Here is a 12,556-nt window from a genome sequence, read left to right as displayed (position 1 = left end):
TAAACCTGCCTTAAAGTCCGGTCGTCACATCGATGGCGTGACCTTCTTCGAGAGTCACAACCGCTTTTTTCACTGTGGAGCGCGTATAGGGGCGCCCTTTGAACTGCTTGTTTTTGCCTTTGATGCGCAACGTGTTCACGGCTTTCACTTTCACCTTGAACAGCGCCTCAACGGCTTCCTTGATCTCCGGCTTCGTCGCCGTGAGCGGTGTTTCGAACACAACCTGATTATTCTCCGAGGCGATCGTCGATTTCTCGGTGATCACCGGCGCAATCAGCGTGTTGTAATGGGCCTCAACGGCCGTCGTTTCGCTCTTCTTGCTCATTTGAGGCGCTCCTCCAGACCTTCAACGGCCGCTTTGGTGAGGACCAGCTTGTCCTTGCGCAGAATGTCGTAAACATTCGCGCCAATGACCGGCAGCATGTCGATGCCCGCGAGGTTGCGCGTAGCAAGGCCGAAATTCTCGTCAACAGAAGCGTCAACGATCAGCGCATTCGCGATGTTCATTTTCGCAAAAGCCTCGACCAGCGTCTTGGTCTTGGCGTCGGCGAGCTTGGCTTCGTCGATGATGATCAGCGAGCCTTCAGCCACTTTTGCAGACAGCGCATGCTTCAGCGCCAGACGGCGGACCTTTTTCGGCAGATCGATCGCATGGCTGCGCACGCGAGGCCCGTGAGCCTTGCCGCCGCCGCGGAATTGCGGGGCTGCGCGGTTGCCGTGACGGGCGCCGCCGCCGCCTTTTTGGCGGCCCCATTTTTTCGACGTGGCTTTCACCTCGCCGCGCTCTTTCGCCTTGTGCGTGCCTTGCTGGCGTTTCGCCAATTGATAGACAACGCAGCGATGCAGAATGTCTGCGCGCGGCTCAAGTCCGAAGATCCCGTCATCGAGATCGATGGAGCCGGCCTTCTTGCTGTCAATGCTGAGGACGTCGGTTTTCATTATTCGTCCCCTTCCTTCTGCTCGGTTTCATCTGCGGCTTCGACGCCTTCAGCGCCGGCGCCGGATTGCTGTTCTTTCAACGCCGCTTCCTGTTGGGCGCGCGCCTCTTCGGCGGCGGCCTTGGCCGCGGCCTCTTCTTCAGCGGCAGCCTGCTTGGCGGCCTCTTCAGCCTGCTTCGCAGCTTCCTCGGCAGCGGACTTCAGCGCCGCAGGAAGAATGGCGTTTTCAGGGAACGGCTTTTTCACGGCGTCCTTGATCAGCACCCAGCCGCCTTTCGGACCTGGCACGGCGCCTTTGATCAGGATCAGGCCGCGATCGGAGTCCGTTTTGACGACCTGAAGATTTTGCGTGGTCACGCGCGATGCGCCCATGTGACCGGCCATCTTCTTGCCTTTGAAGACCTTGCCCGGATCCTGACACTGGCCCGTAGAACCATGGGAACGGTGCGAGATCGAAACACCATGAGTCGCACGCAGGCCGCCGAAATTGTGCCGCTTCATGGCGCCGGCGAAGCCTTTACCAATGGAGGTGCCGGTCACATCGACATACTGGCCTTCGAAATAATGGTCGGCGATAATCTCTTCACCGACATTGAGCATGTTGTCTTCCGACACGCGGAACTCGACGACTTTCGCCTTCGGCTCCACATTCGCCTTGGCGAACTGGCCGCGCTCAGCCTTGGTCGTGCGCTTGGCCTTTTTGGCGCCAGCGCCGAGCTGCACCGCCGTGTAGCCGTTTTTATCAGCCGTTCGCTGACCGACGACCTGACAGCCCTCGAGCTGCATCACCGTCACCGGAAGGTGTTCGCCTTCCGCCGAGAAGATGCGGGTCATCCCGACTTTCTTTGCAATTAATCCCGTGCGCATCTCAAATGCTCCTTAGGCGCCAAGCTTGATTTCGACATCGACGCCAGCCGAGAGGTCGAGTTTCATCAGCGCATCCACCGTTTGCGGCGTCGGATCGACGATATCGAGCATGCGCTTATGGGTGCGCATTTCGAACTGCTCACGGCTCTTCTTATCGATATGCGGCGAACGGTTGACCGTGTAACGCTCGATGCGGGTCGGCAGCGGGATAGGCCCGCGCACATTTGCGCCTGTGCGTTTCGCCGTATTCACGATTTCCAACGTCGAAGCGTCGAGCACGCGATGATCGAACGCTTTGAGCCTGATGCGGATATTCTGTTGCATGGTCTACGCTTCGCTCTTTGAAAAATTCTAACTTCTGTCTTTTGAGTCGAAAGCGCGGACCGGTTTAGGGCCGGTCCGCGCAATATTTCTGCCTGCTACTCGATGATTTTCGAGACGATGCCGGCGCCGACGGTGCGGCCGCCTTCACGGATAGCAAAGCGGAGCTTTTCTTCCATGGCGATCGGCACGATGAGCTCGACATTCACTTCCACGTTGTCGCCCGGCATGACCATCTCAACGCCTTCTTTTAGCGTCACAACACCGGTCACGTCGGTCGTGCGGAAGTAGAACTGCGGGCGGTAGTTCGTGAAGAACGGCGTATGGCGGCCGCCTTCTTCTTTCGTCAGGATGTAGGCCTCGGCCACGAATTTCGTGTGCGGGGTCACAGAGCCCGGCTTGCAGAGCACCTGGCCGCGTTCAACCGCATCACGCTCGATGCCGCGAAGAAGAACGCCAACGTTGTCGCCTGCTTCACCGCGATCAAGCAGCTTGCGGAACATTTCAACGCCCGTGCAGGTCGTTTTCTTGGTGTCTTTGATGCCGACGATTTCGAGTTCGTCGCCAACATTGACAACGCCGCGCTCAACACGGCCGGTCACAACGGTGCCGCGGCCGGAGATCGAGAACACGTCTTCGATCGGCAGGAGGAACGGCTGGTCAACCGGACGATCCGGGGTCGGGATGTAGCTGTCGACAGCTTCCATCAGTTCCTTGATGGAATTCTCGCCGATTTCCGGGTCACGACCTTCAAGAGCGGCCAGCGCCGAACCTTTGACGATCGGAATATCGTCGCCCGGGAATTCGTAGGAAGACAAAAGTTCACGAACTTCCATTTCGACGAGCTCAAGAAGCTCTTCGTCGTCAACCTGGTCGACTTTGTTGAGGTAAACAACAATCGCCGGAACGCCAACCTGGCGAGCAAGCAGGATGTGCTCGCGCGTCTGCGGCATCGGGCCGTCAGCGGCGTTCACAACCAAGATCGCGCCGTCCATCTGCGCCGCGCCGGTGATCATGTTTTTCACATAGTCAGCGTGACCTGGGCAGTCGACGTGAGCGTAGTGACGCGCATCGGTTTCATATTCAACGTGCGCCGTCGAAATGGTGATGCCGCGGGCTTTTTCTTCCGGCGCCGCATCAATCTGGTCATACGCCTTGAAGTCACCGAAATATTTGGTGATGGCCGCCGTCAGCGTCGTTTTGCCATGGTCAACGTGACCAATGGTGCCGATGTTGGCGTGCGGCTTGTTACGTTCAAACTTTTCCTTCGACATTTCACTTCTCTCCGTCTTCTTTGACGTCTGTCGTTAAACCTGATCGCCCGGATCTACGTTCTGGCGGGCGGCCTCTCTTAGTTGGCTAGCCTGCCAGCTTCGCCTTCACTTCGTCTTCAACCGCTTTCGGCACGCGCTCATAATGATCAAATTGCATCGTGTACTGAGCGCGACCCTGGGTCGCCGAGCGAAGATTGTTCACATAACCAAACATGTTGGCGAGCGGCACCATCGCGTGAACGACGTTGGCGTTGCCGCGCATTTCCTGTTCCTGGATCTGCCCGCGCCGCGAATTGAGGTCGCCGATCACGGTGCCGGTGTATTCTTCCGGCGTGACGACTTCCACTTTCATGACCGGCTCAAGCAGCGCAAGACCAAGCGCCGGCTTGTTTTCGCGGAACGCAGCGCGCGCCGCGATTTCGAAGGCCAGCACCGAGGAGTCCACATCGTGGAAGGCGCCGTCATAAAGCTCGATTTTGAAATCGAGAATCGGGAAGCCCACCAGGAGACCCGTTTCACGGATCGAGTTGATGCCTTTTTCGACGCCCGGAATATATTCCTTCGGAATGGACCCGCCGACGATCTGGCTTTCGAACTCGTAACCCGTTCCCGGCTCTTGCGGGATAACCCGGAATTTGATGCGCGCGAACTGGCCTGAACCGCCCGACTGTTTCTTGTGGGTGTAGTCGATGTCGGCTTCTTTGGTGATCGTTTCGCGATAGGCCACCTGCGGCGCGCCGATATTGGCTTCGACTTTGAATTCGCGCTTCATACGGTCGACAAGAATGTCGAGGTGAAGCTCGCCCATGCCTTTGATGATGGTCTGGCCGGATTCTTCATCGGTCGAGACGCGGAAGGACGGGTCTTCAGCGGCGAGACGCTGCAGCGCGAGGCCCATTTTTTCCTGGTCAGCCTTGGTCTTCGGCTCAACAGCAAGCTCGATCACCGGCTCCGGGAATTCCATGCGCTCAAGCACAACCGGCTTTTGAGGATCGCAAAGCGTGTCGCCTGTCGTGGTGTCTTTAAGGCCCACAACAGCGATGATGTCGCCAGCATAAGCCTCTTTGATTTCTTCGCGGCTGTTGGAGTGCATTTGCAGCATCCGGCCGGCGCGTTCTTTCTTGCCCTTCACCGTGTTCATCAGCTGCGAACCGGCTTCGAGCTTGCCCGAATAGATGCGGCAGAAAGTGAGCGAGCCCACAAACGGGTCGTTCATCACCTTGAAGGCGAGCATGGAAAGCGGCTCATCGTCAGACGACTTGCGCACGACTTCCTCTTCGGAGTCGGGAAGAACGCCTTTGATCGCCGGAACTTCAACCGGGCTCGGCAAGAAGTCGACAACCGCGTCGAGCATCGGCTGGACGCCTTTGTTCTTGAAGGCGGAGCCGCACAGAACCGGATGGAATTCGACCTTACAGGTGCCCTGACGGATGAGGCGCTTGATGGTGGCCTCGTCCGGCTCATTGCCTTCGAGATAGGCTTCCATCGCCTCTTCATCGATCTCGACAACCGTCTCGATCATTTTTTCGCGGTATTCATTCGCCTTGTCGACGAGATCAGCCGGAATGTCTTCTTCGTGGAAGGCGGCGCCGAGGCTTTCCTCTTCCCAGATGACGGCTTTCATCTTGATGAGATCGACAATGCCTTTGAAGTTGTTCTCAGCGCCAATCGGCAGCTGGAGAATAACCGTCTTCGCAGCGAGACGTTTGTGAATGGTGTCGACAGAGTAATAGAAGTCAGCGCCGATCTTATCCATCTTGTTGATGAAGAAGATGCGCGGCACTTTATATTTGTCGCCCTGACGCCAGACCGTTTCCGTCTGCGGCTCAACGCCGGCGTTGGCGTCGAGAAGCGCCACGGCGCCATCGAGAACGCGCAGGGAACGCTCGACTTCAATCGTGAAGTCGACGTGGCCTGGCGTGTCGATAATGTTGAGACGCTTGTCTTTCCAATGGCAGGTCGTCGCAGCGGACGTGATCGTAATCCCGCGCTCCTGCTCCTGTTCCATCCAGTCCATCGTCGCGGCACCGTCATGGACTTCGCCGATCTTGTGGGACTTGCCGGTGTAATAGAGGACGCGTTCGGTCGTCGTCGTCTTGCCCGCATCAATGTGGGCCATGATGCCGAAGTTACGGTAGTCCTCGATTTTGTGCGTGCGCGCCATGACTGCGGGCCCTTACTCTTTCAATTCCGTTACCAGCGATAATGCGAGAAAGCGCGGTTGGCTTCAGCCATCCGGTGCGTGTCCTCGCGCTTTTTGACAGCCGCGCCCCGGTTCTGGGCGGCGTCCATCAGTTCGTTCGAAAGCTTGTCGACCATGGTGGTTTCATTGCGCGAGCGAGCCGCGGAAATGATCCAGCGCATGGCGAGAGCGAGCTTGCGGTCCGGGCGAACTTCAACCGGAACCTGATATGTCGCACCGCCGACGCGGCGGGAGCGGACCTCGATCGCCGGCGTCACATTCTCAAGCGCTTCCTTGAAGAGCTCAACCGGCGGACGGCGAAGCTTAGATTCGATCTTTTCGAATGCGCCATAGACGATCTTTTCAGCCGCCGGCTTTTTGCCGTCGACCATGACGTAGTTCATGAATTTCGAAACGGTCTTGTCGCCGAACTTCGGGTCCGGATGAACGACGCGTTTTTCTGCGCGGTGACGACGTGACATCTCTTATATCCTTACTTCGGACGCTTGGCGCCGTATTTCGAACGGCGCTGTTTGCGGTCTTTGACGCCCTGCGTGTCGAGCACGCCGCGGATGATGTGGTAGCGAACGCCGGGAAGGTCTTTCACGCGGCCGCCGCGGATCAGGACCACCGAGTGCTCCTGAAGATTGTGGCCTTCGCCCGGAATATAGCCGATCACCTCATGACCATTGGTCAGGCGGATTTTGGCGACTTTCCGAAGCGCCGAGTTCGGCTTTTTCGGAGTCGTCGTGTAAACGCGCGTACAAACGCCGCGCTTTTGAGGATTGCCCTCAAGCGCCGGCACTTTGTTAATCGCGCGTTTCGGCTTCCGCGGCTTGCGGATAAGTTGTTGTATCGTCGGCATCCGTTTCCGTTCTCCGGCTCGAGTCTCAGGGGCTTGCCTTCGCTTCTCGCGGGCGTTGACCCAAATCCCTCGCGCCATGGACGGGATTATCCATGACGCAAACGAGCGGAGCCCCGTCAGGCGGAACGCCGCTCAAAAAACCAAACTGTTATCAGCTAAAAGCGGCTGCGTTTCAGGGTCTTCCAAAGAAGGAAGAGCTGACGGCCAGCCATTCAGCGGCGCGAGACATACCGAGGCGAGTCGGATGGGTCAATACGTGTTTACGAAAATAAAAGACGTTTCGGCCTGTTTTTTCGCGGCTTAGGCTCAGCGCCGCGGCATCAAGGCCTGATACGCCATAAATCGCCTGTCGCGCGCTGAAATCAAGCGGAAAATGCCCTTCCCCGCCGCTCTTTCAGGCCCCGGTGGCCCGGGACTTGCGCCATCTTTCGCGCCGTAGCGGAATTTTCAGACGCGCGTGCTAGTTCGAATCGCTCAAAGGGAAGGATCTATGGCGCGCCCGCTTCAAAACCAACCGCTTAACCCGAAACGGGTTTTTTACGTCGCCGGCCCCGGAGACTCAGTCGGCGCCCATAAAGCCTGGAAAGCGGGCCTTCATGACCCGACCGAGGTCTCGATCACCTTTTCGAGCCAGATCGAGCAATACGCCAAGGATGTCGGGGCCGCGCTCTATATCGTCTGTTATCACCACGAAAAGACCTATTTCGAGGATGGCGATGTCACGATCGAACATCTCCCGAAGCCCTCACCCGGCGCAAGCGGCCTCGCCTACCACCTCCGGGAGCTGGCTTACGGCCTGAAGCTCCTACGGCGGGCGATCCGGTTCAAGGCCGATGTGGCGATCCTCGATTCAGGCTGCACCCATTATTTCTGGCAATCGCTCTTCGCCGCCGCAGGGATCAAGGTTGTCCCGGTCCTGCACAATTCCCTATGGCCGAACGGTTTCAGGCCCTCCGGCGCGGCCGTTCGGCTGATCGAGATGTTGGACCGCCCGTTCTGGCGGCGTGTGCCGCTGGCGAGCCTGTGCGTGTCCCCAGTGTGCTCCCGCCAGGTCGAGGAGCTGGCCGGTCCCGACTGCCGCCCCCTGCTCCAGATCCGGGCCCAGTTCCAGAAAGACTTCTTCGACCGCATACCGCCCGCGCCGCCTCATGACCGCCGGCCTTTCCAGATCATGTTCATCGGCCGGGTGACGGAAGGCAAAGGCGTCCTCGACATCGTGGAAATGGCCCGTCAGGTCGAGACCCGGGCGCCCGGGCGGGTGCGCTGGGTGGTCTGCGGCACCGGCGCCGAGCTTGAGGAAATGAAACAGCGGATATCAGCCCTTGGCCTCGATCAGGCCGTTGAGGCCAAAGGGTGGACCTCGCTCGACGACCTCGTCGAGGTTTACGCTCAGTCCCATTGCTCCATCGTGCCGACCCGCAGCACCTTTGTTGAGGGGCTCGCCATGACCGCCGCTGAAGCCGCGCTTGCAGGCCGCCCGCTGATCTCGAACCCCGTGGTGCCGGCGCTGGAGCTGTTGCGGTCCGCCGCCGTCGCGGGACGCACCAACGACCCGGACTCCTATGTGGAAGAGATCCTGAAACTGATCGACGATCCGGACTGGTACGCCGCCATGGTCGCAGCCTGCCCCGAGGCGTCGGCCCCGTTTCTCGACCGGCGCTACGGGCTGACCCATATCCTCAAAGTCGTCTTGAACGGCGAACCGGACGCGCAAATCGAACAAAGCTGACAGACCGAAGCTGAAATACGAAAACGGCGGCCCAAAAGGCCGCCGTTTTTATTCGTGTTGTCCGCCGCGCAGATTATGCAGATTATGCAGATTATGCAGATTATTCTGCGGCGTCAGCCGGTTGCTCAGCGCTTTCTTCAGCCGGCGCTTCTGCTTCCGCAGGCGCGGCGCTTTCTTCCGGCGCGGTCAGTTGCGGCGCGCTCGACGCTTCAGCGCGTTTCTGACGCTCTTCGAGAAGCACCTGGTCGCGGCGTTCGGCCTCGACCTGATGCTTGGACATGGCGCCGCCGGTGCCGGCCGGGATGAGACGGCCGACGATGACGTTCTCTTTTAAGCCTTCCAGCGTGTCGATCTTGCCGTTGACGGCCGCATCGGTGAGGACGCGGGTCGTCTCCTGGAAGGACGCCGCCGAAATAAACGAACGCGTCTGGAGCGAGGCCTTGGTGATGCCCAAGAGCACCGGCACGGCCTGCGCCGGGCGCTTGCCCTCATCTTCAAGCTTGGCGTTGGTTTCCTCGAATTCGAGCTTGTCGATCTGCTCTTCTTTGAGGAACAGCGAGTCGCCCGGCTCGGTGATTTCGACTTTTTGCAGCATCTGGCGAACGATCACCTCGATGTGCTTGTCGTTAATCGGCACGCCCTGAAGACGATAGACTTCCTGGATTTCATCAATGAGGAAGTCGGCGAGCGCCTCGATTCCCATGATCGCCAGAATGTCATGCGGCGCAGGATTGCCGTCCATGAGATATTCGCCCTTGGCGATAAAGTCGCCATCCTGAACCGCAATGTGGCGGCCTTTGGGGACGAGATAATCGGAGGGCTCAAGGCTCTCATCGGTCGGAATGATCCGGATGCGACGCTTGTTCTTGTAATCGCGGCCGAACTCTACGCGGCCGTCGACATCGGCGATGATCGCGTGATCTTTCGGACGGCGGGCTTCGAACAGTTCCGCAACGCGCGGCAGACCGCCGGTGATGTCGCGGGTCTTGGCGCCTTCAGTCGGAATACGCGACAGCGCATCGCCGGGGTGGATGTCTTCGCCGTCTTCGACAGACAGGACCGCATCGACCGGCAGCTGGTAGCGCGCTTCGCCGCCCGAAGAGAGTTTCTTGGGCTCGCCTTTTTCGTCGACAATGACGAGCGCCGGTTTGAGGTCCGCCGCGCGCGGGTTCGCCCGCCAGTCGGTGACGACGCGGCTTGCAATACCCGTCGCTTCGTCGGCGACGACCTGCATGGAGAAGCCTTCCTGAAGGTCCTCGAACTTCACCTTGCCTTCGACCTCGGTAAGGATCGGCAGGGTATAAGGATCCCAGTCGGCGAGACGCTGACCGCGGGTGACCTGGCCGCCATCCGCAACACGCAGTTTCGCGCCGTAGGAGACTTTGTAGGAAGCATGCTCCTTGCCATCGCTGTCGAGAATTTTGACGAGCGTGTTCCGGCCCATGACGACGAAATCGCCATTGGAGTCTTTGAGAACGCTGCCGCCCTCCAGCTTCACCGTGCCTTCGTGGCTCGCCTCGATGAACGAAGTGTCGCCAACCTGCGCGGTGCCGCCAACGTGGAACGTCCGCATGGTAAGCTGCGTGCCCGGCTCGCCGATGGACTGCGCGGCGATGACGCCGACAGATTCGCCGATATTGACCGGGCAGCCGCGCGCGAGATCGCGGCCATAGCACTTGGCGCAGACGCCGACTTTCGAGTCGCAGGTCAGCACCGAGCGCACGCGGATTTTCTGGATCCCGGACCCTTCGATTTCTTCGGCCTGAGCCTCATCGACTTCATCATTGGCCTTGCCGAGAAGCTCGCCCGTCTGCGGGTGCTTGATGTCTTCAAGCAGCGTCCGGCCGAGAATGATCTGCGACAGGGGCACAACGATCTCGCCCGACTGCACAACGGCTTCCATGGTGATGCCGTTGGTGGTGCCGCAGTCGACTTCACGCACGATGCAATCCTGCGCGACGTCGACAAGACGACGGGTGAGATAGCCCGAGTTCGCCGTTTTCAGCGCCGTGTCAGCCAGACCTTTCCGCGCGCCGTGGGTCGAGTTGAAGTACTCGAGCACCGTGAGGCCCTCTTTAAAGTTCGAGGTGATCGGCGTTTCGATAATCTCGCCGGACGGCTTGGCCATGAGGCCGCGCATGGCGCCGAGCTGACGCATCTGGGTCGGCGACCCGCGCGCGCCCGAATGGGACATCATATAGATCGAGTTCGGCTCAAGCTGACGGTTTGATTCCGGATCGTATTTGGTCTCGGAAATCTCTTCCATCATGGCGTCGGCGATTTTATCCGTACACTTCGCCCAGGCGTCGATGACCTTGTTGTATTTCTCGCCGCGGGTGATGAGACCTTCGGCGTATTGCTGTTCGAACTCCGACACATGGGAACGGGTTTCGTCCACAAGCGACTTTTTCGCCGCCGGGATAACAACGTCGTCCTTGCCGAAGGAGATGCCCGCTTTACAGGCTTCCTTGAAACCAAGGTCCATGATGTGGTCGGCGAAGATGACCGTTTTCTTCTGGCCGCAGTGGCGATAGACGATATCAATGAGGCCCTGAATGGTCTTCTTCGTGAGCAGCTGGTTGATCACCGAGAACGGCACATTGGAATCGCGCGGCAAAACCTGCGCAACCTTCATGCGGCCCGGAGTCGTTTCCACGACTTCGCTTACCGGCTCGCCATGCTCGTCAACGGTGTTCCAGCGCGCTCTGATTTTTGTGTGCAGCGTGACGACGCCTGCGTCGAGCGCGTGCTCGATCTCCTGGATCGTCCCGAAGATCTTGCCCTCGCCCGGCTCGCCCTCTTTTTCCATCGTAATGTAGTAGAGGCCGAGAACGATGTCCTGTGACGGCACGATGATCGGCTTGCCGTTGGCGGGCGACAGGATGTTGTTGGTCGACATCATCAGGACGCGCGCTTCCAGCTGCGCCTCGAGCGACAACGGAACGTGCACAGCCATCTGGTCGCCGTCGAAGTCGGCGTTGAACGCCGTACAGACGAGCGGGTGGAGCTGGATCGCCTTGCCTTCGATGAGTTTCGGCTCGAAAGCCTGAATGCCGAGGCGGTGCAGCGTCGGCGCCCGGTTGAGGAGAACCGGATGCTCGCGAATGACTTCGTCGAGAATGTCCCAGACTTCGGGGCGTTCTTTTTCAACGAGTTTTTTCGCCTGTTTCACCGTGGCGGAAAGGCCCTTGGCGTCGAGGCGCGAATAGATGAACGGCTTGAAGAGTTCGAGCGCCATCTTCTTCGGCAGGCCGCACTCATGGAGTTTCAATTCCGGGCCCACAACGATGACCGAACGGCCGGAATAATCGACGCGTTTGCCGAGCAGGTTCTGGCGGAAGCGGCCCTGCTTGCCTTTCAGCATGTCGGAAAGCGACTTCAGCGGGCGCTTGTTGGTGCCCGTGATGACGCGGCCGCGACGGCCATTGTCGAACAGCGCATCGACGGATTCCTGCAGCATGCGCTTTTCGTTGCGCACGATGATGTCCGGCGCGCGCAGCTCAATCAGACGCTTCAGGCGGTTGTTGCGGTTGATCACCCGGCGGTAAAGATCGTTGAGGTCGGACGTTGCGAAACGGCCGCCGTCAAGCGGCACCAGCGGGCGAAGCTCCGGCGGGATCACCGGAATGACCGTCATGATCATCCATTCCGGCTTGTTGCCGGATTCAAGAAACGCCGTGATGAGCTTGAGGCGCTTGGCGTATTTCTTGGTTTTCAGTTCCGAGGTCGACTCGGCGATGTCAACGCGAAGCTTTTCGGTTTCCGCTTCCATGTCGATATTCGACAGGATTTCACGCATGGCCTCGGCGCCGATGCCGGCCGTGAACGAATCCTCGCCGAACTCTTCCTGGGCCTGAAGATATTCTTCTTCCGTCAGGAGCTGGTTGGGCGTGAGGTTGGTGAGACCCGGCTCAATGACAATGTACTGTTCGAAATAGAGGACGCGCTCTACATCCTTCAACGTCATGTCGAGCATCAGCGAAATGCGCGAGGGCAGCGACTTCAGGAACCAGATATGGGCGCAAGGCGCTGCGAGCTCGATATGGCCCATGCGCTCGCGCCGCACCTTGGTGAGCGTGACTTCAACACCGCACTTTTCGCAGACGATGCCTTTGTACTTCATGCGCTTGTACTTGCCGCACAGGCACTCGTAATCCTTTGTCGGGCCGAAGATGCGGGCGCAGAAAAGCCCGTCCCGCTCCGGCTTGAAGGTGCGGTAGTTGATGGTTTCAGGCTTTTTGATCTCGCCGAACGACCAGGAGAGAATTTTCTCCGGGCTCGCAAGGGAGATGCGGATCTTGTTGAACGTCTGCGCGGGGGCCGCCGGATTGAATACGTTCAGCAGTTCCTGTGACATGAGCGCCTCTTAACTTTCGGTGC

The 12,556-nt window shown here is 59.1% G+C and carries 10 protein-coding genes; 1 reads left to right on the top strand and 9 read right to left on the bottom strand.

Annotation, left to right across the window (positions count from 1 at the left end):
- Nucleotides 1-10 precede the first annotated feature (10 nt).
- The 8 genes from ACFC5L_RS09520 to rpsL form a co-directional block, all read right to left on the bottom strand.
- The gene (locus tag ACFC5L_RS09520) at nucleotides 11-325 is read right to left on the bottom strand and encodes a 50S ribosomal protein L23 (protein ID WP_375203176.1); all 315 of its coding nucleotides are present in this window, start codon (nucleotides 323-325) and stop codon (nucleotides 11-13) included.
- Nucleotides 322-939 (bottom strand): 50S ribosomal protein L4, encoded by a 618-nt coding sequence (gene rplD, locus ACFC5L_RS09515; protein WP_375203177.1) that lies wholly within the window; start codon nucleotides 937-939, stop codon nucleotides 322-324. The genes ACFC5L_RS09520 and rplD overlap by 4 nt, the downstream gene beginning before the upstream one ends.
- Nucleotides 939-1,805, bottom strand: a complete 867-nt coding sequence (rplC, locus tag ACFC5L_RS09510) for a 50S ribosomal protein L3 (protein WP_375203178.1) — start codon at nucleotides 1,803-1,805, stop codon at nucleotides 939-941. The genes rplD and rplC overlap by 1 nt, the downstream gene beginning before the upstream one ends.
- A gap of 12 nt (nucleotides 1,806-1,817) precedes the next feature.
- Nucleotides 1,818-2,129 carry a 30S ribosomal protein S10 gene (gene rpsJ / locus ACFC5L_RS09505; protein WP_369313984.1) on the bottom strand — a complete coding sequence of 104 codons (312 nt, stop codon included), beginning with the start codon at nucleotides 2,127-2,129 and terminating at the stop codon, nucleotides 1,818-1,820.
- A gap of 95 nt (nucleotides 2,130-2,224) precedes the next feature.
- Nucleotides 2,225-3,400 (bottom strand): elongation factor Tu, encoded by a 1,176-nt coding sequence (gene tuf, locus ACFC5L_RS09500; protein ID WP_375203179.1) that lies wholly within the window; start codon nucleotides 3,398-3,400, stop codon nucleotides 2,225-2,227.
- 85 nt (nucleotides 3,401-3,485) lie between these two features.
- Nucleotides 3,486-5,564 carry an elongation factor G gene (fusA, locus tag ACFC5L_RS09495; protein WP_375203180.1) on the bottom strand — a complete coding sequence of 693 codons (2,079 nt, stop codon included), beginning with the start codon at nucleotides 5,562-5,564 and terminating at the stop codon, nucleotides 3,486-3,488.
- A 29-nt stretch (nucleotides 5,565-5,593) separates the two neighbouring features.
- Nucleotides 5,594-6,064 carry a 30S ribosomal protein S7 gene (rpsG, locus tag ACFC5L_RS09490; RefSeq protein WP_375203181.1) on the bottom strand — a complete coding sequence of 157 codons (471 nt, stop codon included), beginning with the start codon at nucleotides 6,062-6,064 and terminating at the stop codon, nucleotides 5,594-5,596.
- An 11-nt stretch (nucleotides 6,065-6,075) separates the two neighbouring features.
- Nucleotides 6,076-6,447, bottom strand: coding sequence for a 30S ribosomal protein S12 (gene rpsL, locus ACFC5L_RS09485; protein ID WP_375203182.1), 372 nt, complete (start codon nucleotides 6,445-6,447; stop codon nucleotides 6,076-6,078).
- Nucleotides 6,448-6,937: 490 nt separating this feature from the next.
- Between rpsL and ACFC5L_RS09480 the strand changes: the two genes are divergently transcribed.
- Nucleotides 6,938-8,176, top strand: coding sequence for a glycosyltransferase family 4 protein (locus ACFC5L_RS09480; RefSeq protein ID WP_375203183.1), 1,239 nt, complete (start codon nucleotides 6,938-6,940; stop codon nucleotides 8,174-8,176).
- 100 nt (nucleotides 8,177-8,276) lie between these two features.
- On the opposite strand, the gene rpoC is transcribed toward ACFC5L_RS09480, so the two are convergent.
- The gene (gene rpoC, locus ACFC5L_RS09475; protein ID WP_375203184.1) at nucleotides 8,277-12,533 is read right to left on the bottom strand and encodes a DNA-directed RNA polymerase subunit beta'; all 4,257 of its coding nucleotides are present in this window, start codon (nucleotides 12,531-12,533) and stop codon (nucleotides 8,277-8,279) included.
- Nucleotides 12,534-12,556 lie beyond the last annotated feature (23 nt).

The sequence above is a fragment of the Hyphococcus sp. genome, assembly GCF_041986965.1.
Lineage (GTDB): Bacteria > Pseudomonadota > Alphaproteobacteria > Caulobacterales > Parvularculaceae > Hyphococcus.
Note: the sequence above shows the minus strand (reverse complement) of the source record. Positions and strands in the feature narration are given on the sequence as shown.

What these genes read in the sequence shown, in the direction of transcription:
- fusA (WP_375203180.1), bottom strand. Translation starts at nt 5,564, where the DNA reads ATGGCGCGCACGCACAAAATCGAGGACTACCGTAACTTCGGCATCATG.
- rplC (WP_375203178.1), bottom strand. Translation starts at nt 1,805, where the DNA reads ATGCGCACGGGATTAATTGCAAAGAAAGTCGGGATGACCCGCATCTTC.
- ACFC5L_RS09520 (WP_375203176.1), bottom strand. Translation starts at nt 325, where the DNA reads ATGAGCAAGAAGAGCGAAACGACGGCCGTTGAGGCCCATTACAACACG.
- ACFC5L_RS09480 (WP_375203183.1), top strand. Translation starts at nt 6,938, where the DNA reads ATGGCGCGCCCGCTTCAAAACCAACCGCTTAACCCGAAACGGGTTTTT.
- rpsJ (WP_369313984.1), bottom strand. Translation starts at nt 2,129, where the DNA reads ATGCAACAGAATATCCGCATCAGGCTCAAAGCGTTCGATCATCGCGTG.
- rpsL (WP_375203182.1), bottom strand. Translation starts at nt 6,447, where the DNA reads ATGCCGACGATACAACAACTTATCCGCAAGCCGCGGAAGCCGAAACGC.
- rplD (WP_375203177.1), bottom strand. Translation starts at nt 939, where the DNA reads ATGAAAACCGACGTCCTCAGCATTGACAGCAAGAAGGCCGGCTCCATC.
- rpoC (WP_375203184.1), bottom strand. Translation starts at nt 12,533, where the DNA reads ATGTCACAGGAACTGCTGAACGTATTCAATCCGGCGGCCCCCGCGCAG.
- tuf (WP_375203179.1), bottom strand. Translation starts at nt 3,400, where the DNA reads ATGTCGAAGGAAAAGTTTGAACGTAACAAGCCGCACGCCAACATCGGC.
- rpsG (WP_375203181.1), bottom strand. Translation starts at nt 6,064, where the DNA reads ATGTCACGTCGTCACCGCGCAGAAAAACGCGTCGTTCATCCGGACCCG.